This is a genomic window from Streptomyces sp. H39-C1 (genome assembly GCF_027158125.1).
GTDB classification, from domain to species: Bacteria; Actinomycetota; Actinomycetes; order Streptomycetales; family Streptomycetaceae; genus Actinacidiphila; species Actinacidiphila fildesensis.
On record NZ_JAPVLS010000014.1, the window covers coordinates 60313 to 81674 of the forward strand.

The following is a 21362-nucleotide window of genomic DNA, read 5'->3' on the forward strand; positions in this document are numbered from 1 at the left end:
CGCCCGTGACGCACGATGCGCCGCAGCGGTGATCCGCTGCGGCGCATCCGTTGCCGCTCGATCAGTGGCCGAGGCCCTTGGCGAGCTCCTCGTCCGCGGACTGGAACGCCTGCGCGGCACTCTCGAGGAACTTGCCCATGCCCTCAAGACCCTCGATGGTCTTGGTCGCACCGGTGTTGAACTCGGTGTACGACTGGTCGAACTGCTTCGAGGAACGGTCGGTCACATAGCCGCCGTTCACCAGGCCCTGAACAAACTTGTGCAGCGTGTTCAGCTTCTCGGTGATCTCGGCCTGGCCCGTCTTGAGCTTGCTGGCCGCGTCACGCATGTCCTGGTATGTAACGTTCACATTAGACATAGAGGAAATACCTTCCATTGGCCTTGCCGCAGGGCCGACCCCCGTGGCCTTTGAGTCGCAGATTGATGTGATGGTCTGCGGAAGCCTCAGCTTACGGGTGAGGACGGCGCGGGTGCAGCCTGCGGTTCCCGGTAGCGGAACGTCGAGGTCACAGCGTCGAATACGTCGAAGAACGAGTCCGCGAGATCGAGCACCGGACTGCTGCAGGCGACCAGCGCGACCCGGTCCCCGCCGCCCGGCAGCGGGATGAATGTCTGCATCAGCACCGTGCGTACGGTTTTGCTGTCGCCGGGGATCTCGATGTCCTCGATCCCGTACGTACGGGCGGCGGCTCCGGTCTCCGGGATCTCCACCGTCGTCACCTTCCGCCACGCGTCCCCCTCGCGCCGGGCCGGCTTCTCCCGCAGTCCCGCGACGATCGACGCGGGATCCGTGGCCAGCAGCTGCCCTTCGGGCGTCCGGGCCCCCACCAGCGACACGGTGACGGACGCGGTCAGCGGTATCCCGCCGAAGTTCTGCGCCATGCAGCCGATGTACACCGCCCCGCTGTCGTACGCCTCACGCGCCGCCCTGCGCAGGAACTTGGCGAGCACGTCACGGTGCTCGCCGATCGCCGGGTTCTCCTGCACGCGCTGCGCCATCAGCTTGCGGACGCTCTCGTCCCGGCTGGCCGGGTGCAGGTCGAACTCCCACCATGTCATCGGCACGGTGAGCGAGAAGCCCTCCCGCTCGACCGGCATCACCCGCGGAGTTGCACTCACTACTTGCCGCCCTCACCCTTTGCCGCTTTCGCCAGGTCGTCGGCGAGTTGCTTGTCGGCCTTCCGGATCTCGCGCACCGCGGTGTTGGCCATCTTGGCCAGCCCCTCCAGGTGCCCGTCGATCTCCTTCCGGCCGTCCTTCCAGTTGTGCTCGAAGCTGTCCAGCGCGTCCGCGACCTTCCCGGAGCCGAGCTTCGCCTCGTAGGACTCGAAGAGCTTGCGTGTGCCGTTCATCGTGGTCCGCACGGCATCGAGGTTGGAGGCAAAATCCTCCAAACCGCCGAGATCCACCTTCAATCGGTCAGGACTACCCATACTTCCCCCGTCGGTTCTGCTGCCGCCCGCCGCACGCGGCTTCCGCGTCCAATGCCCGTCAATTCTCTCACTCTTGACCCACCTACCGTCAGGACACCTCCTGGCGTGGGCCCGGTTCCGGCCGATGCGGCCGGTGCGTTGTCGGGCACCTGTTGCATGATGGTCAACAGCAAATACCAGTGGTGCTCAGTGGTGCAGGGGGACGGCAGTGGAACTCCAGCTCAGCGTGATCGACCCGGTCCGTGACGACCGTGCGGACATGCTGGTCGACGCCGACCCCGCGGCGCCCGTCGGCGCGCTCGCGGCGGAGATCGGCCGGCTGCTCGGACGTCCGGACGACGGACAGGGCCCGCCCGCCCTGCACATCAACGGCTTCCAGATCGACCCCGAGCTGAGCCTGGACGCCTCGCCGGTGCGTGACGGCGCGGTGGTCAGCGTCGCCGCGCCCGACGCCTGCCCGGCGCCCGACGCCCAGGGCACGGTGGAAGTACGGATCGTGGGCGGTCCCGACGCGGGCGGCGTGCACCGGCTCGGTCCCGGCGTCGCGGTCGTCGGCAGCGGGCCCGACGCGTGGATCCGGCTCAACGACCCGGCGCTGCCGCACTCCGCGGTGGAGGTGGACGTCGCGGTCGACGGGACGGTCACCGTCCACCCGTCCTTCGGCAGCTCCGCCACCATCGACGGCAAGCCGCTCACCGACGCGAGCCCCTGGCGGCCGCGCAGCGTCGTCGCCGCCGGACAGACCTTGCTGGAACTGAGCCTGCCGAGCTTCCCCGACACCGCGCTCAAGCCCTCCGAGGACGGCACCGGCCTCGACTACAACCGGCCGCCGCGCATCACCCCGCCGCCGCGGCCGACCAACTTCCAGCTGCCGAGCAAGCCCAAGCAGTCCGAGAACCGGCCCATGCCCTGGCTGATGGCGATCGTGCCGCTGTTCGGCGCGGTGCTCATGGCGATGATGATGCACCAGCCGCGCTTCCTCTTCATGGCGGTGCTCAGCCCGGTCGCCATGGTCGGCAACTACATGAACGACAAGAAGCACGGCAAGAAGTCGTTCCGCCAGACCAACGCCGACTACGAGACGCACAAGGAGTCGATCGAGCGGCAGGCCCGCAAGGCCATGGCCGCCGACACCGCCGCCCGCCGCACCCAGGCCCCGGACCCGGCCGAGGTGCTGGTCGCCGCGACCGGGCCGAGCCAGCGGCTGTGGGAACGGCGGCGCTCCGACCCGGACTACGGGATGCTGCGCGTCGGCACCGGCACCCTCCCCACCGAGGTCCAGGTCTCGGACCCGGCCCAGGAGGAGCACAAGCGCAACGAGGCCCGGAAGCTGTCCGACGTTCCGGTGACCGTCCCCATGCAGCAGCACGGTGTGCTCGGCGTCGCGGGCCGCGGTGAACTGCCGCGCGCCATCGGCCGCTGGCTGGTGGCCCAGGCCGCCGCCCTGCACTCCCCCGCCGATCTGCAGATCTGCGTGCTCACCGACCCCAGCGGCCGAGAGGGCTGGGAGTGGGTGCGCTGGCTGCCGCACGCCAGGGCCCGCGAGGGACAGTCCGCACTGGCCCTGATCGGCACCGACGCCGACAGCGTCGCCCGCCGGATCAGCGAACTGCTCGCCCAGGTCACCTCCCGCCAGGACGCGGCCCGCGAGGCCGGCTCCCAGCCCAACCAGGCCTGGGGCGGCCCCACGATCCTCGTCGTCCTCGACGGCTCCCGGCGGCTGCGCGCACTGCCCGGCCTCACCCAGGTGCTGCGCGACGGCCCCCGCGTCGGCATCCACCTCATCTGCCTCGACGCCGACCGCCGGCTGCTCCCCGAGGAGTGCCGTGCGCTCGTCGAGGAGGACTACTACGGGCTGCTGCAGGTCTCGATGGCCGGCGTCGAGCCGGTCTCCGGGGTGCGGCCCGACTGTGTGACCGCCGCGTGGGGCGAGCAGATGGCCCGCGCGATGGCCCCGATCCGCGACGTCAGCGGTGACGAGGGCGCGGCCCTGCCGGACTCCTGCCGGCTGCTCGACGTGATCGAGATGGAGCCGCCCACCGTCGGCGGCATCGCCGCCCGCTGGAGCATGGGCGGCCGCTCCACCCAGGCCGTGGTCGGCTCGTCCTTCGACGGCGCGTTCGCCATCGACCTGGTCCGCGACGGGCCGCACGGCCTGGTCGCCGGCACCACCGGTTCCGGCAAGTCCGAGCTGCTGCAGACCATCGTGGCGTCGCTGGCGGTCGCCAACCGGCCGGACGCGATGACGTTCGTCCTCGTCGACTACAAGGGCGGCGCGGCCTTCAAGGACTGCGTGAAGCTGCCGCACACCGTCGGTATGGTCACCGACCTCGACACGCACCTGGTGGAACGGGCCCTGGAGTCGCTCGGCGCCGAGCTGCGCCGCCGCGAACACACCCTCGCGGCCGCCGGTGCCAAGGACCTCGAGGACTACATCATCGCGATGCGCACCAACCCGGGGCTCGCGGCGATGCCCCGGCTGCTCATCGTCATCGACGAGTTCGCGTCCATGGCCCGTGAGCTGCCCGACTTCGTGACCGGCCTGGTCAACATCGCCCAGCGAGGCCGTTCGCTCGGCATCCACCTCATCCTCGCCACCCAGCGACCCTCCGGCGTCGTCTCCCCCGAGATCCGCGCCAACACCAACCTCCGCATCGCGCTGCGCGTCACCGACGCCAGCGAATCGTCCGACGTCATCGACGCCCCCGACGCCGGATACATCGCCAAGTCCACCCCGGGCCGGGCGTATGTGCGGCTCGGCGCCTCCTCGCTGCTGCCGTTCCAGTCCGGACGCGTCGGCGGCCGGCGCCCCGGCCAGGTCGCCAACAAGGCGCCCGCGCCGTGGACCGTGCAGATCGGCTGGGACGGCCTCGGCCGCCCGGTCCCCGAACGGCCGTCCGGTCCCCGTACCAACGACGACGACCTGCTGACCGACCTCGCCGTCCTCGTCGAGGCCATCCAGGGCGCCAACGAGCAGCTGGGGCTGCCGCCGCAGCACAGCCCGTGGCTGCCCGCGCTCACCGAGCGGATGGTCATCGACGAGCTGGAGACCCCGGTCAACGTCTCCCGCGACGGCCTGCTGCCGGCCCCGTACGCGGTCGACGACCTGCCGAGCGAGCAGGCGCGGCGCACCGCCTCCATCGATCTGACGACCTTCGGTCACCTGATGATCGCGGGCGCCCCGCGCATGGGCCGCTCGCAGACGCTGCGCACCATCGCGGGCTCGCTGGCCCGCTCCAACTCCTGCGCCGATGTGCACCTGTACGCGTTGGACTGCGGGAACGGCGCGCTGCTGGCGCTGTCCGCGCTGCCGCACTGCGGCGCCGTGGTCCGCTCCAACGAGGCGGACCGCGCGGTCCGGCTGATCGGCAAGCTCGCCGCCGAGGTGCAGCGCCGGATGGCGCTGCTCACCGAGGGCGGCTTCACCGACATCAACGAGCAGCGGACGGGCGTCGCCGAGGCCGACCGGCTGCCGCACATCGTGCTGCTGCTGGACCGCTGGGAGGGCTTCACCCCGTCGCTCGGCGATCTGAACAACGGCTCGCTGACCGACACGATCTTCCAGCTGATGCGCGAGGGCGCGTCCGTCGGTATCCACGTGATCATGACGGGCGACCGGTCGCTGCTGCTCGGCCGGATCTCCACCCTCACCGAGAACAAGATCGCGCTGCAGCTCAGCGACTCGGGCGACCTGTCCCTGATCGGCCTCAACCCGCGCAAGATCCCCGCGAAGATCCCGCCGGGCCGGGCGTTCCGCGCGCAGGGCGCCACCGAGACCCATGTGGCGCTGCTCACCGAGGACCCCAGCGGCCAGGCCCAGTCCGCGGCCCTGCACGCCATCGGCGCCGCGGCCAAGGACCGGGACAGCGCCGTACCGCGCTCCCGCCGGCCGTTCCGGGTCGATGTGCTGCCCTCCCGGATCGAGTTCGAGGAGGCGTGGGAGATGCGCGACCCGCAGGAGATGCAGGCCATGCGCGGCGGCGGCCGGCTCTGGTCGATGGCGGCCATCGGCGGCGACCAGCTGACCGTGCTGGGCCCGAACCTCGCCGAGGGCACGCCCGCCTTCGTCATCGCGGGCCCGGCCCGCTCCGGGCGCAGCACCGCGCTGCTGACGATGACGCGCTCGTTCCTCACCGCGGGCACCCAGATCATCCTGGCCACCCCGCGCCGCCAGTCACCGCTGCGCCGTCTCAAGCACGCCCCGGGCGTCGTGGGCTTCTTCGGCACCGACGAGATCACCACGGCGGAACTCCAGGAGGCGCTGGCCCGCTTCAGCGGCCCCGGCGTGATCATCGTGGACGATGCGGAGCTGCTGCGTAACTGCGAGGCGGGGGACGTCTTCCAGTCCGTGGTGCGCAACGCGACCGGCAAGGACATCGGTCTGGTCATCGCGGGCGACGCGGACGACATCTGCGGCGGCTTCAACGGCTGGCAGGTCGAGATGAAGAAGGCCCGCCGCGGCCTTCTCCTGTCCCCGCAGAACATGTCGGACGGCGACCTGGTCGGCGTCCGGCTGCAGCGCGGCTCCATCGGCCAGGCCATCCAGCCCGGCCGCGGCCTGCTGCACCTGGGCGACGGCGAGGTCCGCACCGTCCAGGTCCCGCTGACCGCGCTGTAACAGCGGTCGCTCGGGGAGCACCGGTCACTCCGGGCGACAGCGGTCGCTCCGGTCCCGGGAGGCGCGTGGTCAGAGCAGTTCGACGCGCGCCTCCTCGGGGAAGCCGACGCGACGGGCGAACTCGGCGATGCCGGTGAGCTGCCCGGCGCCGAGGGAGAAGTCGAGCGTCGTGAAGTACCGGCTCAGCAGCTCGGAGTCGAAGGACTCCCAGCGGGCGGCCTGCTCGGCGACCTTGTCGACCTCCTCCAGCGAGAGGTCACGCGAGGCGAGGAACGCGCGGTGCACCTCGCGGACGGCCTCCGGCTCGCGCGCGAAGTAGTCGCGGCGGGTGGCCCAGACGGCGAAGACGAACGGCAGCCCCGTCCAGTCCTTCCACATCTGGCCCAGGTCGTGCACCTGCAGGCCGAGCCGGGGCGCGTCGTGCAGGGAGGCCCGCAGGGCCGCGTCACCGATGAGGACGGCGGCCTGTGCCTCCTGCATCATCAGCGACAGGTCGGGCGGGCAGCTGTAGTACTCGGGGCGCACCCCGTACCGCTCGGTGAGCAGCAGCTCGGCGAGGCGCACGGAGGTCCGGCTCGTGGAGCCGAGGGCGACCCGCTGGCCGTCGAGCTGGTCGAGCGGCAGCTGGCTCACGATGACGCAGGACATGACGGGGCCGTCGCAGCCGACGGCGATGTCCGGGAGCGCCACCAGTTCGTCGGCGTGCCGCAGGTACTCCATGAGCGTGACGGGAGCGACGTCCAGGTCCCCGCGCACCAGCTGGGCGCTGAGTTTCTCCGGGGTGTCCTTGGTGAGTTCCAGGTCGAGGAGGGCTCCTGTCCTGGCAAGCCCCCAGTACAGGGGCACGCAGTTCAGGAACTGGATGTGGCCGACCCGCGGACGGGTCCGGCCGCTTTCGGCGTCAGGTGCAGATTTGTCCACATCAGGAGGCTAGTCCTGGTCCTTGCGGATCTTGTGGCCGGGCGGCGGAACAGCCCCTGGAAGGGCCTCGAAAGGCCGATCTTGAGACCCTTCCCCACCCCTGAACCTGCGTGCTACTCTCCTCGCAAGTTGCAGTTTGGTTTCCCTTGCAGTACAGAGCCTGCGGAGCATGTGACCCCGTAGGCTTTTGTAGTTTTCAGACTTCGCAGTTGCAGGTTCTGGAGCAGGGCAACCCTTTGGGCCCAAGGAGGGCTTTATGGCTACCGGAACCGTGAAGTGGTTCAACGCTGAAAAGGGCTTCGGCTTTATCGCCCAGGACGGCGGGGGCCCCGACGTCTTCGTTCACTACTCCGCGATCAACGCCGCTGGGTTCCGCTCCCTCGAGGAGAACCAGCAGGTCAACTTCGACGTCACCCAGGGCCCGAAGGGCCCCCAGGCGGAGAACGTAACCCCGGTCTGATCGACGGGATCGCCTCACAGCATTGCCAAGGAGCCCCGCACCGGTTGTGCGGGGCTCCTGCCTTTCCCGCCGCTACCGCGGGCCCGGCACGGGTTCCGGAGTTTCCCGGCCTTCCCCGCTTTCATCGCGTTCTGTGCTTTCTCCGCGTTCCGCACTTTCCACGTGTTCCGGGCGTTCCGCCAGCTCCGCGTAGAGCGCGTCGATCCGGTCCCGGTACCGCTCCGCGACCACCGAGCGGCGGAGCTTCAGCGTCGGGGTGAGTTCACCCGCCTCCACCGACAGATCCTCGTCGAGAATCACGAACGCCCGGATCCGCGCCGGCCGGGCGACCTGCTCGTTGGCCGCGTCCACGATCTCCTGCACCAGGGCGTGCACCTCCGGGTGCCGGGTCGGGCGGGCGCCCAGGATCTTCTTGGTGCGCGACGCCCAGCCGATGATCTCGTCCGGGTCCAGGGTGAGCACCGCGACCGGGTACGGGCGGCGGTCGCCGATCATCACCGCCCGGGAGACGTAGCGGGACTGCTGGATGGCGAACTCGATCTGGGTCGGGGTGAGGTTCTTGCCGGCCGAGGTGATGACGATGTCCTTCTTCCGGCCGGTGATTGTCAGATAGCCGTCGGCGTCGAACGCGCCGAGGTCCCCGGTGTGCAGCCAGCCGTCGGAGTCCAGCGCCTCGGACGTCGCGTCCGGGTCGCCGTGGTAGCCGGGGAAGACGTTGGCGCCCCGCGCGAGCACCTCCCCGTCGTCCGCGATCCGCACCTCGCAGCCGTCGATGGGCCGGCCGACCGTGCCGTGCCGGAAGTCGGTGGCGTGGTTGACGGCGATGATGCCGCCGGACTCCGTCATGCCGTACCCCTCCAGGACGGCCAGCCCGCAGGCCCGCAGAAAGTCCATGGTCTGCGGGGCGATGGGCGCGGCTCCGGTGGTCGCCCAGCGCAGCCGGCCGCCGAAGACGGCGCGGACCAGGCTGAAGAGCGCGGCGTCCGCGGCGTCGTAGGCCTCGCGCAGCTCCGGCGGCAGCTCCTCGCCCCGGTCCCGCAGCTCGGCCGCCCGCACGCCGAGCGCGACGGCCGCCCCGAACCGTTCCCGGCCGCCCTCCTGCGACTCCGCGAGCGACAGCACCTGGGAGTGCACCTTCTCGAACAGTCGCGGCACGGACGGCAGATGGGTGGGCCTGACCTCGGCGAGCTCGGCGACGATGCTCTCGATCCGCCCGCCGAAGAAGCACAGCGCACCGCCGACCAGCAGCGTCGTGAACTGGATCAGCTGGGCCAGCATGTGGGCGAGCGGCAGGTACAGATACGTGGTGTCGCCGGGGAGGCCGCCCTCGATGTGCGGCACGGTGGCGTCCTGCACGGCGCCGAAGTTGCCGTGGGTGAGCCGGCACCCCTTGGGCATCCCGGTGGTGCCGGAGGTGTAGACGATGGACGCCAGGTCCTCGGGCTTGCGCGCCCCGGCACGGGCCAGCAGTTCGGCGAGCAGATCGTCGTCCAGCGGGGCGGGCGTCCCGGCCGAGCCCTCCGCCACCGTGTCCTCCGCGGCGATGCCGCCCGCCGCGGTGCCTTCGGCTGCGGTGCCTTCAGCCGCAGCGCCTTGAGCCGCAGTGCCCGCCGCCAGCCCGTCGAGCTCGCTGAGCACCAGGACCTGCCGGAGCTGCGGCAGCCGGTCCCGCAGCCGCTCCACCTTGGCGGCCTGTCGGTCGTCCTCGCAGAGGATCACGGAGGTACCGGAGTCGCTCAGCACCCAGGCGACCTCCTCGTCGCCGGCCGTCGGATAGACCGGCACGATGACCGCGCCCGCCGCCAGCGCGGCGAGGTGCGCGTACGTCCACTCCGGCCGGGTCTCGGACAGGATCGCCAGCCGGTCACCGGGCTCGACGCCGAGCGCGACGAGCCCGCAGCCGGCCCGCCGTACGGTGTCGCGCAGTTGCGTATAGGTGATGTCGCGCCAGCCGCCGCCGGCGCGGAAGCGCAGTGCGGGACTGTCGCCGTGCCGTTCCGCCACCCATTCCGCTGTCAACGCCAGCGTCCCTGGCCGATCGGTCTGCGGTGCCATGGTGCCCATCGCGCGCCTCCCTTGGTCGTGTAGCCATGACGCTATGAAGCACGGGGCCCCACGAAGATGACACGAACCGTCACACGGGTTGACCCTGCCGCTCAGCGGGAGCACCGTTGAGTGTCATGGGCACGCATACGATCACGGTGCACCGGGTCAGAGCGGCGTTACGCGGTGCCCAGCGGCTCGGCATCGACACCGCCCCGCTGCTCCAACGGGCCCAGATCGCACCCCTGTTGCTCGGCGACGACCGGGCCCGGGTGACCGACGCCCAGTTCACCTGCCTCGTCAAGGAACTGCACCGGGCCACGAACGACGAGTTCCTCGGCCTCGGCCCCGCGCCCAGCCCGCGCGGCACCTTCGCCATGATGTGCTGCACGGCCCTGGGCGGCCGTGACCTGGGCGCCGCGCTGGACCGGGCGGTGCGGTTCTACGGGCTGTTCCCGAGCGGCCCCGCCCTCGCCGTCGGCGCGTCGGACGGTGTCGCGCGCTTCACCGTGCGCGGCGAGCTCACCGACGACCCGGACCACTTCCTCTCCGAGTGCCTGGTCGTCATCTGGCACCGGCTCTCCAGCTGGCTCGTCGGCAGCCGCATCCCGCTGCTGCGCGCCGAGTTCGCCTATCCGGCGCCCCCGCACCGGGCCGAGTACGACCTGCTCTTCGGCTGCCCGGTCCGCTTCGGCGCGGAGCACACCGGCGCCTCCTTCGACGCGCACTGGCTCGACGCCCCGCTCATCCAGGACGAGTCGGCGCTCGGCGAGCTGCTGCGCCGGGCCCCCGCCGACCTGCTCAGCCGGCGCGACTACGGCACCACCGTCACCGAACAGATCCGCCGCACCATGGCCCGCGCCCTGATCACCCGCACCCGGCTGCCGGAGGCCCCGGAGATCGCGGCGCGGCTCGCGGTCAGCCCCGCGACCCTGCGCCGCCGGCTGACGGCCGAGGGCACGTCCTTCCAGCGGCTCAAGGACTCCGTCCGCAGGGACGCGGCCATCGCCGGGCTCAGCGAGGGGCACGAACCGATCGCCCAACTGGCGGCGCGGCTCGGATTCTCCGAGGACACCGCCTTCCACCGGGCCTTCCGCCGCTGGACCGGAACCACCCCCGGCGCGTACCGCCATGCGGCCCTCGGGGCGCATCCCTCGGAGTGAGGCTCCCGCGCCGGGTCCCCTGGCGCGAGCGCCCGGAGTGAATCCTTTGGGATGAATGCGGTTCCGGGTCAGCAAAGGTGAGCGGCGTGGTCAACGCCGGGGCTACCCGCAAGTCACTACGGTCCCTGTACCCCACACCTTCCACCGTATTGATGGGAGAGCCGCAGTGCAGAGCACCGTACGACGCATCCGGCACACCGTCCTGGCGGCCCTGGCCGCCCTGGCACTGACGACCGCACTGACCGCCGCCGCAGCCCCGGCCGGAGCAACGACAACGGCGGCCCATGCCGCCGCGTCCGCCACGTCCACCGGGCAGCCCGGCGACATCGTCAGCGCCGAGCCGAGCCGCTTCATGCCCAACCCCCTCGTCCTCACCAGCACCAGGGCCTGGAAGATCCGCTACCGGTCCACCACCGCCACCGGCGCCCCCAACGTCGTCTCCGGCACCGTCCTCGTCCCCGACGACGGCCGCACCGGACAGCGCCCCCTCGTCACGTACGCCGTCGGCACCGTCGGCCTCGCCGACAGCTGCGCTCCCTCCCGCGGCTTCCCCACCGGGACCACCGCCGAGGGCAGCCTCATCTGGCAGGCGCTGCTGCGCGGCTGGGCCGTCGCGGTCACCGACTACGAAGGGCTCGGCACCCCCGGCACCCACACGTACACCGTCGGCCGGGCCGAGGGGCAGGCCGTGCTCGACGCGGCCCGCGCCGCCGAACGGCTGCCCGGCACCGGCCTGAACGCCGACACGCCCGTCGGCATCATGGGCTACTCGCAGGGCGGCCAGGCCTCCAGCTGGGCCGCCGAGATCCATGACTCCTACGCACCCGACCTGAACGTCAGGGGCACCGCCACCGGCGGCGTCCCCGCCGATCTCCTCAAGGTCGCCGACTTCAACAACGGCGGCGTCGGCGCGGGCCTGATCCTCGCCGCGGCCGTCGGCCACGACGCCGCGTACCCGGCGCTCGACCTCGCCAAGTACCTGAACGACAACGGCCGGTCGGTGGTGAACATCGTCAAGACGCAGTGCGTCGCCATAGACGCCATCGCCGGTCTCTTCCAGCGCATCGACCAGGTGACCGTCAGCAACCCGCTCTACCAGGCCGACTGGCAGAGCGCGCTGCGCGCCGACGCGCTGGGCACCCACGCGCCCGACGCCCCGGTCTACCTCTACCACGGCGTCATCGACGAGCTGATCCCCTACACCGTGGGGCAGCAGCTGCGCGCGGACTGGTGCGCGAAGGGCGTCGACGTCCAGTGGCAGTCGATGCCGCTCGGCCACATCACCGGAGCCATCGCGGGTTCACCCTTCGCCATGGCCTGGCTCGCCGACCGCTTCGCCGGCACATCACCACGGCCGTCACCGCTTGCGGTAGAGATCCTCGATCTCCTTGGTGAAGTCCCTCGCGACCGCCGCCCGCCTGAGCTTCATCGACGGCGTCAGATGCCCCGACTCCTCCGTGAACTCCACCGGCAGCACCCGGAAGCGCCGGATCGACTCGGCCCGTGACACCGAGTCGTTCGCGTCGTCGACGGCGTGCTGGATCTCCGCGAGGAGCTCCGGGTCCTCGGCGAGCTGCGCCGGACGGACGCCGTCGCGGTGGTGCATCCGGCGCCAGTGGCTGAGGCCGTCCGGTTCGAGGGTGATGAGCGCGGCCACGTAGGGGCGGTTGTCGCCGACGACCATGCACTGCCCCACGAGGGGGTGCGCCCGGAGCCGGTCCTCCAGCGGAGCCGGGGCGACGTTCTTGCCGCCCGCGGTGATGATGATCTCCTTCTTGCGGCCGGTGATCGTCAGATAGCCCTCGGCGTCGAGCTCCCCGATGTCACCGGTGGCGAACCAGCCGCCGTTCACCGGGTGATACGCCCCGACCCGGCCGTTCCAGTAGCCGCCGAACACCATGCCGCCGCTGAGCAGCACCTCGCCGTCGTCGGCGATCCGGACGGCGGCACCCGGCAGCGGCCAGCCGACGGTGCCGAGCCGTGGCCGCAGGGGTGGGGTGACGGTGGCGGCGGCCGTGGTCTCCGTCAGCCCGTAGCCCTCGAAGACCACGACGCCCGCGCCCGCGTAGAAGGCGGCGAGGCGGCGGCCGAGTGGTGAGCCGCCGCAGATCGCGTACCGGACCTTGCCGCCGAGGGCGGCGCGGATCCGCCGGTAGACGAGCGGGTCGTAGAGCGCGTGGGCGGCCCGCAGCCCGAGCGAGGGCCCGCGCCCGGTGCCGGACTGCTGCGCCTCCAGGGCCTCGCCGTACCGCCGCGCGATCGAGGCGGCTCGGTCGAAGGAGGCGGCCCGGCCCATGGACTCGGCCGTGGCGCGGCCGGTGTTGTAGACCTTCTCCAGCACGTACGGGATCGCGAGCAGGAACGTCGGCCGGAAGCCGGCGAGGTCGGCCAGCAGATCGTCGGTGGCGATGCTGGGCGCGTGGCCGAGCTTGACCCGGGCCCGCAGACAGCCGACGGCGACCATCCGCCCGAAGACGTGCGACAGGGGCAGGAAGAGCAGCGTCGAGGCGGGCTCCTCGCTCACCGACTTGAAGACGGGGTTCAGCAGCTCGATGGAGTTGTCGACCTCGGCGAAGAAGTTGGCGTGCGTGAGGATGCAGCCCTTGGGGCGTCCGGTGGTGCCCGACGTGTAGATGAGGGTGGCGACGCTGTCGGGTCGGAGGCCGCCGCGCCGCCCCTCGATGAGGATGTCCGGCAGCTCCCGCCCCTCGGAGATCAGCTGGGAGATGCCGCCCGCGTCCAGTTGCCACAGATGCCGCAGCCCGGTCAGCTCGCGGCGCCGCCCGCTGACCAGCCGGGTCTGCTCGACGCTCTCCACCGCGCAGGCCACCGCCCCGGAGTCCGCGAGGATCCAGGCGGCCTGCGCGGCGGAGGACGTCGGGTAGATGGGGACGGTGATGAGGCCGGCGGCCCAGGCCGCGAAGTCCAGCAGCGTCCACTCGTAGGTCGTCCGCGACATGATCGCGAGCCGGTCGCCGGGGCGCAGCCCGGAGGCGATCAGCCCCTTCGCCACCGCGACCACCTCGTCGCGGAACGCCGTGGCCGTGATGTCGCGCCAGGCCCCGCGCTCGTCCTTACGGCTGAGGACGGCCTCCTGCGGAGCCTCCACCGCGTTGCGGAACGGGATGTCCGCGAGGCTCCCGGCGCTCTCGGGCGGTACGAGAGCCGGCACGGACGCCTGCCGGACCGAACCGCCCGAGACGACGAGATCCGGTTCCACGGCGACGAGTTGGGACGGTATCGGGCTCTTACGGGACATCAGGGGCTCTCCTGGTTCGCGGAATCGTACGGCGGCTCGCGCTACGCGGATCGGCGGCGTTCAGGGCGGCATCGGGCGGGGACGAGGTCGGTTTCAGGGCAACGTGTTGGACGAGCGCTTCACGGGGCCGAGCGGCGGGGCGGGAGGCGGTTCAGGGGCATTCGAGCACGGCCGTGACCCCCTGGCCGCCTGCCGCGCAGATGGAGACCAGCCCGCGCCCGGGGCCGCCGCGTTCGGCGAGCAGCGCGGCGAGGGTCGCGACGATGCGGGCGCCGGTCGCCGCGAAGGGGTGCCCGGTGGCGAGCGACGAGCCGGCCACGTTCAGCCGCTCCCGGTCCACCGTTCCCAACGGGCGTTCCAGGCCGAGCCGTCCGGTGCAGAACTCCTTGTCCTCCCAGGCGGCGAGGGTGGCCAGCACCTGCGAGGCGAACGCCTCGTGGATCTCGTAGAGGTCGAAGTCGCCGAGGGCGAGCCCGGCCCGTTCCAGCAGGCGCGGCACGGCGTACGCGGGCGCCATGAGCAGCCCTTCCTCGTCGCCCATGGGGTTGCCGACGAAGTCGACGGCGGCCGTCTCGTACGCCGTGAGGAAGGCGAGCGGCTCCAGCCCGCGGTCGGCCGCCCATTCCTCGCTCGCCAGCAGGACGACGGCCGCGCCGTCCGTGAGCGGTGTCGAGTTGCCGGCCGTCATGGTGGCGCCGCCCTCCCGCACGCCGAAGACCGGCCGCAGCCGGGCGAGCCGCTCGGCGGTGGAGTCCGGGCGCAGGTTCTGGTCGCGGTCCAGGCCCCGGAAGGGCGTCACCAGGTCGTCGAACAGGCCGCGTTCGTACGCTGCGGCGAGGCGTTGGTGGCTGGCGGCGGCCAGGACGTCCTGCGCTTCGCGCGCGATGTCCCACCGCTTGGCGGTGAGCGCGGCGTGCTCGCCCATCGACAGACCGGTGCGCGGCTCGGCGTTGCGCGGGATCTCCGGTACGAGATGACGTGGCCGGATGCGCGCCAGCGCCCTGGCGCGCGCACCCGCGGACCTGGCGCGGCGCGTCTCCAGCAGGATCCGCCGCAACTGGTCGTTGACGCCGAGCGGTGCGTCGCTCGCGGTGTCGGCGCCGCCCGCGATGCCGCAGTCGAGCTGGCCGAGCGCGATCTTGTTCGCGACGGCGATGATCGCCTGCAATCCGGTGCCGCACGCCTGTTGGATGTCGTAGGCGGGGGTGGCGGGGTCGAGGGTGCTGCCGAGCAGGGTCTCGCGGGCGAGGTTGAAGTCACGGCTGTGCTTGAGGACGGCCCCGGCCACGAACTCCCCGACGCGCTCACCGGCCAGCCCGGTCCTTTCCACCAGTCCGGCCAGCGCCGCACCCAGCATGTCCTGGTTGGACGCGGTGGCGTACGGGCCGTCGGAGCGGGCGAACGGTATGCGGTTGCCCGCCACCACCGCGACCCGGCGCGGACTGTCCCTGCGGTCACTCATCGGCTGGCTCTCCCTTGGCTGGGCGCTGACTCACCAGTAGCCTTACCGGCGGTAAACTTACTCCAGAGTAAGGAGAAGGCCAATGGCCGATCGCTATCTCCGTTTCACGGGTACGGCCCCCGGCCGCTTCCTCTCCGGCCGCCTCGGACTCCCCCAGCCCACCGCGCTCCGCCGCTGGTCCCCGGAACACCCGGACCTGGCAGGACCGGTCCTGCGCCTGACGGCCGGCGCCCCGCGCCCGGACGACGCGACCGGTACGGAGCCGGTGTCCGGCGCACCCGACGCGCCTGCGGCCGCCGCACCTGCCGCTGTCGTTCTGGACGCCACCGGCATCTGCGAACCGGGGGCTCTGCACGACGTGTACGCGGCACTGCACCCCGTCGTCCGCTCGCTCGCGCCCTGCGGCCGGCTGGTCGTTCTCGGCGCCGTCCCGGATCCGGCCGACCCCCACCAGGCCGCCGCCCAGCAGGCGCTCGAAGGCCTCGTCCGCTCCCTCGGCAAGGAGATCGGCCGCGGCCGTACCGTCCAACTGCTGCGCCTGGCGCCCGGCGCGGACTCCGGGTCGACGCTACGCTTCCTCCTCTCCCCCAGGTCCGCGTACGTGAGCGGCCAGGTCATCGAGGTCGGCCCGGCGGGCCCGGTCGTCCCCGCCACCGCTCCCGCCTCCGGCACCCGGACCGCGCTCGTCACCGGCGCCGCGCGCGGCATCGGCGAGTCCGTCGCCGCCACGCTCGCCCGTGACGGCCACCATGTCGTCTGCCTCGACGTCCCGCAGGCCGAAGAGGCCCTGGCCGATGTCGCGCGGCGGTTGGGCGGCACCGCGCTCGCCCTGGACATCACCGCGCCGGACGCCGGGGAACGTATCGCCGCCGCGCTCCCCGACGGCCTGGACGTGCTGGTCCACAACGCCGGGATCACCCGCGACCGCAAGCTCGCCAACATGGCCGCCGACCGCTGGGACTCCGTCCTCGACGTCAACCTCGGCAGTGTCATCCGCACCACCGACCACCTGCTGAAGTCCGGCACCCTGCGGGACGGCGGCCGGATCGTCGCCACCGCCTCGATCAGCGGCATCGCGGGCAACGCCGGCCAGACCAACTACGCCGCCTCGAAGGCCGGCGTCATCGGCTTCGTCCGCGCGCTCGCGACGGATCCGCGCACGACCGGGCACGGCATCACCGTGAACGCCGTCGCCCCCGGGTTCATCGAGACGAAGATGACCGCCGCGGTCCCGCTGTTCATCCGCGAGGCGGGCCGCCGGATGAACTCCCTCGGCCAGGGCGGGCTTCCGGTCGACGTGGCCGAGACCATCGCCTGGTTCGCGGATCCCGGATCGGGCGGTGTCACGGGGCAGGTCGTGCGCGTCTGCGGCCAGAGCCTGCTGGGCGCGTGACCCGCACCGCGTGGCCCGTACCGCGTGGCTCGCACCGCGTGGCCCGAATCCCGCATCGCCGAATGGAAGGGACAACCCGACGTGCCCACCCGCACCCTCGCCGCGCCACCGCGGCTGCCCCTGGTCCTGGCCCGGGGCGCGCTCGGCTCGCGCCGCAAGCGCGGGCGGCCGCGCGCCTTGGCGGCGCCCACCGACCGGCTGGTCCTGCCCGCCGCGCGCATCGACCCAGGCCGGCTCGCCGCGTACGCGCGGGTCTGCGGCTACCCCGACAACGCGTCCGGCGCGGTCCCGCTGACCTACCCGCACATCCTCGGGTTCCCGCTGGCCGCGCAGCTGATGGCGGACCGCGCGTTCCCGCTGCCGCTGCTCGGCCTGGTGCACACCTCGATCGAGATCACCCAGGTGCGGGCCCTGCGCACGACCGACCGTCCTGAACTGACCGTCCACACCTCGGCGCTCCGCCCGCACCACCGCGGCACCGAAGCCGTCCTCGTGACCGAGGCCCGTCTCGACGGCGAACTCGTGTGGTCCGACCGCAGTACGTACCTCGCCCGGCACAGCGGCGCCACGGGCCCACGCCCCGACGAGGCGCCGGAGCCCGCGGGGTCCACGCTGCCCGCCGTCGCCACCTGGCGGCTCACCGCGGACCTGGGCCGCCGCCATGCGCGGGTGTCCGGCGACTACAACCCGATCCACCTCCACCCCTGGACCGCGAAGCCCCTCGGCTTCCCCCGCGCCATCGCCCACGGCATGTGGACCGTGGCCCGCTGCGCCGCCGAAGCGGTGCCACTGAACGCCGACCGGATCACCCTGCGGGCCACGTTCGGAGCACCGGTGCTGCTCCCCGGCACGGTGACCTACGCGGCCGAGACCACGTCCGAGACCACGTCCGAGACCACTCCCGGGACGAGATCCCGCTTCCAGCTGCGCGGCGACGGCCGCGTCCACCTCACGGGCGAGGTGGTTCCCAGCGCCGGCCGTTCATGAGGTTGTCCAGGCCGGCCCAGGCGAAGTTCATCAGTGTCGCCGCGGTGTCCTTCCCCGACTGGCCGGGCTGCTCGCAGCCCCAGCCCGCCAGCGACTCCGCCGCGCCCACCAGGGCGTGCGCCAGCGCCGTGACCTCCCGCTCGGCGAGCTCCCCGGCGCAGTCGGCCTCCCGGGCCGCGGCGGCGATCAGCTCCCTGACGAACTCGGCGATCTCGGCGCGCATCTTCGCGACCTCGTCCGCGAACGGCTCCCCCTGGGTCCGCGCCTGCTGATACAGCACGGTCCAGCCGTCGGGACGCTCCGTCGTATGCGTGAAGAACGCCCGCAGCCCGCACCACAGTTGCCGGTCCGGCGCCGCCCCCGGCTCCACCCCGGCCATCACCGCCTCGGTGAGCGCCGCCGCCTCCCGCCGGATGCACGCGGTGAACAGCTCTTCCTTCGAATTCAGATACAGATAGACGAGGGGTTTCGACACCCCCGCCAGCTCGGCGATCTCATCCATCGAGGCCGCCCGGTACCCCCGCCGCGCGAACGTCGCCACCGCCGCGTCGAGCATCTGCTGCTCCCGCACCTGCCGCGGCACCCGCTTGGTCTTCCCGCCCACCCCGTGCCACCTCTCGCGTAGCCCTACCCGAAAGTAAGCCTACGGGGCGGGTCTCCGCCCGGCCTGCCGCCCGGGACAGGGCCCGTGGCGGGTTCCGGACAACCGGCCACCCCTCGGGAATCTGGACAGAGCCCTACTGACGGGCCGACAATCCCACCATGACGTCCCCCGAGTTCCGCGCCCAGGGCGTACGGCCGTCGGAGAACGAGCGGGACCACGCACTCGAGGTGCTCCGTGCCGGGACCGGCGACGGCCGGCTCTCCCACGACACCTTCATGCACCGCATGCACATCGTGCTCACCGCCCGCAGCCGCGCCGAGGTCGACGGCGCCCTCGCCGACCTCCCCTCCCGCGGCCGCGCCCCGCAACTCCTGCTGCGCACCGTCGCCCGCCTCTCCGCGCTCTCCGTACGCCTGCGCGGCAGTTGGCGCACCCAGCAGCTCCCCGGCCTCCGGCTGCCCGAGCCCGGCCCCCAGCCCCTGCGCATCGGCCGCGCCCCGGTGTGCGACCTCCGCCTCGGCCACGACTCCGTCTCCCGCACCCACGCCGAACTCCGCTACCAGGACAACGCCTGGCTCCTCTCCGACCTCGGCTCCCTCAACGGCACCCACGTCAACGGCCTCCGCATCACCGGCACCGTCCGCGTCCACCCCGTCGACCACGTGGCCTTCGGCAGCCTCTACTTCCGCCTCGCCTCCGGCTGATCCGGCCCTGTACCGCCGCCGGCTTCCCACGCTTCGTGGGCGTCCTGGACCTCCTTCCCGAGCCCAGAGCAGGTCAGGCGGGCGTTCAGACGCGGCAACCGTCACATGGCACGCGTGGCCGGGAGCGCTGCCGACTGCCGCCGGGACGGGGTGCCAAAGACGGCCGGCAGCGAGGGAGGGGTGGCCCGCCTTGCGTGGCTGACCCTCTGCCGGCTCCGCGTGGTGGGGCGCCGTACCCCAGCCGTCACGCATGACAGGCGCGCGAGGCGACCGCGCCACCGGGAATGGGCGGGCGGGGAGCAGCTGCTGCCGCGATGCGGCAGAGGCCGGAGCGGTCGCTCCCCTTCGATGCGGGTCTCGTTGGGGGATATGAAATGTCCCATGCTTGAGCAATCGCGCCGACGTGCGTCACACCTTCTGGTGGGCCACCGTGCGGGCTCGCTGGATCAGCGACTTCGCGGCTCGGTTGCTCTGATGGGGTCGGATGCGTTGGCGCATCGTGCGGAAGTGGTCGTCACCTCGGGCTGAGGAGATCGCGGCGTAGTCGTCGAGGAACGCTTCCCAGGTGGCGCACGCGGCTTCCACGTGGCCCATCTCCAGCTGCCGTTGTGCCAGAAGCCCGTTCGCGTGGACACGCCCCTGCCGCTCTTGCGAGGGGCGGGCGCGGTTGGACTGCTGGAGTGCCTTGACCGATCCGGGCAAATCACCCAGTTCGTACAACACGTGGGAGACATGGAATTGGTAGGCGGCCTGGTCGTAACCGCCCACCGCGTCGTTCCTTCCATCGGCCTTGGACAGGGCGGCTTCGGTCTCTGACAGCCGGGCGAATGCCTGCCGCTGGTCTTTGACCATCGCAGCGCCGTGCGCCTGCTGCCCGGCCAGGAACGCCTGGAGGCGCGGCCCCGCTTTCGGGGAGGCTTCGGCCGCCGAATCGGCGAGCTCCAGTGCCTTGGTGCCGTGCCCGAGGTTAGAGGCTTGCAGGGCCATGCCGCGAAGGGTGCGGCAGTAGGTGAGGTGGTCTTCCGCGCTGCCGGCCAGTTGGAGTGCTTGGACGTAGTAGCGCTGGCCCAAACCGTGCTCGCGTTCGTACATCGCCATCCACCCGGTGAGGTACACGAGGTCGGATGCTGCGGACAGCATGTCTTTCTTCACCGACTCCGAGCCGTCCGCCCGCAGGTACGGCGAGACGGTGTTCACCAGGAAAGCAGCCGCCATCGGCCGCGCATGGCCGCCGCCGAGTTCATCGAGGATGTCGGCGATGCGGTCGGTCATGGTGCGGACGGTGGCGACCTCGCCGGCTCCGATCCGTACGGTGCGGCCGGTCGTGGACGCTTCCAGCCTGGTCGACAGCTCCGTATAGCGCGGCACCATCAAGGCGGCCGAATACAGTCCTGCGGCCAAGACCCCACGCCGTGACGGATCCATGTCTGCCCTTCCGAGGTCCACCACTCCGGCCACCAGATCAACGGCGCCGGCCCCAGTCTCATTGCCGAACCCGGCGTCGGTGGACGTTACTGGGCGGCGCAGGTGCCGGGAGAACGCTTCGCAGATCAGCGGCCTGGCCTCAGGGCCCGGTAACGAGCCCTTGAGCCAATGCGACACGGTCGAGTCGTCGTAGCTGAGCACCGTTCCCGACTCGATCCCGACCCGCGTGATCGCCCTCACCAGCTGGCCTTGTCCACTGGGCCTCCGTCATCAGGGCGCGAAGGGCGGTATTCGGTGTGCGCGTGCGTGGTGCCATGCGATGACTCCCCTCAGCGTTCACGGCATTCACGGTCCCGTCCAGCATTCCCCGTTCTCCCGGACGGCGTACCCGAGTTCACTCAACATCAGCCGCACTACGAACAATCCCTCTCCTACCCAACCCCCGCCGTGCGGCCCACGTCCCACCGCGACCGGTAGCCCGTGAAGCCTCGGAGCACCGGCAGCGGCTCCCCACCGCTACGGAGACGACACCATGACCCGAGCCGACCGCCAGACCGGTACCGACCTGGATTGGATCAAGCAGGACGCCCTCGTCTTGGACACTGCCACGCACCAGGTCGGCGAGGTCCAACAGATCGGGTCGGCCTACCCCACCGGCGCAAGTCCCGAGGAGTTCGCGTGGCTGCGGCCACCGGGTGGCGGCGTCGAATGGAGCGCCCCCCTGGCCGCTCTCGAACCCGTGGATGACACCCCGTGACCCGGTCCGTGGTCGACCGGCCACGCCACCGCCGCCCGCCTTGCCCCTCCAGCGACGGCCGCACCGCAGGCGCACTCCTGATGCTCCTGAATGTGCTCGGCGCACCCGCGGTCGCCGTGCAACTCGGCCGCGG

Annotated in this window: 16 protein-coding genes and 1 pseudogene; 8 read left to right on the forward strand and 9 right to left on the reverse strand. The window is 71.8% G+C overall.

What is annotated here, in order from left to right:
• Positions 1 to 61 precede the first annotated feature (61 nt).
• The 3 genes from O3W51_RS12205 to O3W51_RS12215 form a co-directional block, all read right to left on the reverse strand.
• A complete protein-coding gene (locus tag O3W51_RS12205) occupies positions 62 to 358 on the reverse strand; it encodes a WXG100 family type VII secretion target (protein ID WP_138355176.1) in 297 nt (98 codons plus the stop codon).
• A gap of 86 nt (positions 359 to 444) precedes the next feature.
• Positions 445 to 1119: a hypothetical protein gene (locus O3W51_RS12210; protein WP_417791422.1), complete on the reverse strand. Its 675-nt coding sequence runs from the start codon at positions 1117 to 1119 to the stop codon at positions 445 to 447.
• Complete coding sequence (locus O3W51_RS12215; RefSeq protein WP_269285692.1) at positions 1119 to 1394, reverse strand: hypothetical protein; 276 nt, start codon at positions 1392 to 1394, stop codon at positions 1119 to 1121. Before O3W51_RS12215 ends, O3W51_RS12210 begins: the two co-directional genes overlap by 1 nt.
• A gap of 247 nt (positions 1395 to 1641) precedes the next feature.
• Here O3W51_RS12215 and O3W51_RS12220 point away from each other — a divergent pair, with 247 nt between their 5' ends.
• A complete protein-coding gene (locus O3W51_RS12220) occupies positions 1642 to 6051 on the forward strand; it encodes an FtsK/SpoIIIE domain-containing protein (RefSeq protein ID WP_269285694.1) in 4410 nt (1469 codons plus the stop codon).
• A gap of 69 nt (positions 6052 to 6120) precedes the next feature.
• Here the strand turns inward: O3W51_RS12220 and O3W51_RS12225 are convergent, their stop codons facing one another.
• Positions 6121 to 6972 (reverse strand): menaquinone biosynthetic enzyme MqnA/MqnD family protein, encoded by an 852-nt coding sequence (locus O3W51_RS12225; RefSeq protein ID WP_138355173.1) that lies wholly within the window; start codon positions 6970 to 6972, stop codon positions 6121 to 6123.
• Positions 6973 to 7228: 256 nt separating this feature from the next.
• On the opposite strand from O3W51_RS12225, the gene O3W51_RS12230 reads away from it, so the two are divergent.
• The gene (locus tag O3W51_RS12230; protein ID WP_014144190.1) at positions 7229 to 7432 is read left to right on the forward strand and encodes a cold-shock protein; all 204 of its coding nucleotides are present in this window, start codon (positions 7229 to 7231) and stop codon (positions 7430 to 7432) included.
• 72 nt (positions 7433 to 7504) lie between these two features.
• Here O3W51_RS12230 and O3W51_RS12235 read toward each other — a convergent pair whose 3' ends face one another.
• On the reverse strand, positions 7505 to 9496 hold the full coding sequence (locus tag O3W51_RS12235) for an AMP-dependent synthetase/ligase (RefSeq protein WP_232484685.1): 1992 nt from the start codon (positions 9494 to 9496) through the stop codon (positions 7505 to 7507).
• A 116-nt stretch (positions 9497 to 9612) separates the two neighbouring features.
• On the opposite strand from O3W51_RS12235, the gene O3W51_RS12240 reads away from it, so the two are divergent.
• Positions 9613 to 10638: an AraC family transcriptional regulator gene (locus tag O3W51_RS12240; protein WP_138355172.1), complete on the forward strand. Its 1026-nt coding sequence runs from the start codon at positions 9613 to 9615 to the stop codon at positions 10636 to 10638.
• A gap of 187 nt (positions 10639 to 10825) precedes the next feature.
• Positions 10826 to 12145, forward strand: coding sequence for a lipase family protein (locus O3W51_RS12245; RefSeq protein WP_443048277.1), 1320 nt, complete (start codon positions 10826 to 10828; stop codon positions 12143 to 12145).
• On the opposite strand, the pseudogene O3W51_RS12250 reads toward O3W51_RS12245, so the two are convergent.
• Together O3W51_RS12250 and O3W51_RS12255 are read right to left on the reverse strand one after the other, a co-directional pair.
• Positions 12062 to 13897: pseudogene (locus O3W51_RS12250) on the reverse strand (AMP-dependent synthetase/ligase); the annotation flags it as partial. The gene O3W51_RS12245 and the pseudogene O3W51_RS12250 overlap by 84 nt on opposite strands.
• A 151-nt stretch (positions 13898 to 14048) precedes the next feature.
• Positions 14049 to 15359, reverse strand: coding sequence for an acetyl-CoA C-acetyltransferase (locus tag O3W51_RS12255; RefSeq protein WP_138355169.1), 1311 nt, complete (start codon positions 15357 to 15359; stop codon positions 14049 to 14051).
• Between the two features lie 82 nt (positions 15360 to 15441).
• Here O3W51_RS12255 and O3W51_RS12260 point away from each other — a divergent pair, with 82 nt between their 5' ends.
• A complete protein-coding gene (locus tag O3W51_RS12260) occupies positions 15442 to 16752 on the forward strand; it encodes a 3-oxoacyl-ACP reductase (protein ID WP_138355168.1) in 1311 nt (436 codons plus the stop codon).
• Positions 16753 to 16833: 81 nt separating this feature from the next.
• Positions 16834 to 17739 (forward strand): MaoC family dehydratase, encoded by a 906-nt coding sequence (locus O3W51_RS12265; protein ID WP_138355167.1) that lies wholly within the window; start codon positions 16834 to 16836, stop codon positions 17737 to 17739.
• Here the strand turns inward: O3W51_RS12265 and O3W51_RS12270 are convergent.
• Positions 17702 to 18295 (reverse strand): TetR/AcrR family transcriptional regulator, encoded by a 594-nt coding sequence (locus O3W51_RS12270; protein ID WP_187145313.1) that lies wholly within the window; start codon positions 18293 to 18295, stop codon positions 17702 to 17704. The genes O3W51_RS12265 and O3W51_RS12270 overlap by 38 nt on opposite strands.
• A gap of 206 nt (positions 18296 to 18501) precedes the next feature.
• Here O3W51_RS12270 and O3W51_RS12275 point away from each other — a divergent pair, with 206 nt between their 5' ends.
• Complete coding sequence (locus O3W51_RS12275) at positions 18502 to 19047, forward strand: DUF1707 and FHA domain-containing protein (RefSeq protein WP_269285702.1); 546 nt, start codon at positions 18502 to 18504, stop codon at positions 19045 to 19047.
• Between the two features lie 408 nt (positions 19048 to 19455).
• Here O3W51_RS12275 and O3W51_RS12280 read toward each other — a convergent pair whose 3' ends face one another.
• The gene (locus O3W51_RS12280; protein ID WP_331284063.1) at positions 19456 to 20712 is read right to left on the reverse strand and encodes a hypothetical protein; all 1257 of its coding nucleotides are present in this window, start codon (positions 20710 to 20712) and stop codon (positions 19456 to 19458) included.
• Positions 20713 to 21004: 292 nt separating this feature from the next.
• Between O3W51_RS12280 and O3W51_RS12285 the strand changes: the two genes are divergently transcribed.
• Positions 21005 to 21229, forward strand: a complete 225-nt coding sequence (locus O3W51_RS12285) for a hypothetical protein (RefSeq protein WP_269285704.1) — start codon at positions 21005 to 21007, stop codon at positions 21227 to 21229.
• Positions 21230 to 21362 lie beyond the last annotated feature (133 nt).

What these genes read in the sequence shown, in the direction of transcription:
- O3W51_RS12270 (WP_187145313.1), bottom strand. Translation starts at nt 18,295, where the DNA reads ATGCTCGACGCGGCGGTGGCGACGTTCGCGCGGCGGGGGTACCGGGCG.
- O3W51_RS12240 (WP_138355172.1), top strand. Translation starts at nt 9,613, where the DNA reads ATGGGCACGCATACGATCACGGTGCACCGGGTCAGAGCGGCGTTACGC.
- O3W51_RS12235 (WP_232484685.1), bottom strand. Translation starts at nt 9,496, where the DNA reads ATGGGCACCATGGCACCGCAGACCGATCGGCCAGGGACGCTGGCGTTG.
- O3W51_RS12285 (WP_269285704.1), top strand. Translation starts at nt 21,005, where the DNA reads ATGACCCGAGCCGACCGCCAGACCGGTACCGACCTGGATTGGATCAAG.
- O3W51_RS12230 (WP_014144190.1), top strand. Translation starts at nt 7,229, where the DNA reads ATGGCTACCGGAACCGTGAAGTGGTTCAACGCTGAAAAGGGCTTCGGC.
- O3W51_RS12260 (WP_138355168.1), top strand. Translation starts at nt 15,442, where the DNA reads ATGGCCGATCGCTATCTCCGTTTCACGGGTACGGCCCCCGGCCGCTTC.
- O3W51_RS12205 (WP_138355176.1), bottom strand. Translation starts at nt 358, where the DNA reads ATGTCTAATGTGAACGTTACATACCAGGACATGCGTGACGCGGCCAGC.
- O3W51_RS12255 (WP_138355169.1), bottom strand. Translation starts at nt 15,359, where the DNA reads ATGAGTGACCGCAGGGACAGTCCGCGCCGGGTCGCGGTGGTGGCGGGC.
- O3W51_RS12275 (WP_269285702.1), top strand. Translation starts at nt 18,502, where the DNA reads ATGACGTCCCCCGAGTTCCGCGCCCAGGGCGTACGGCCGTCGGAGAAC.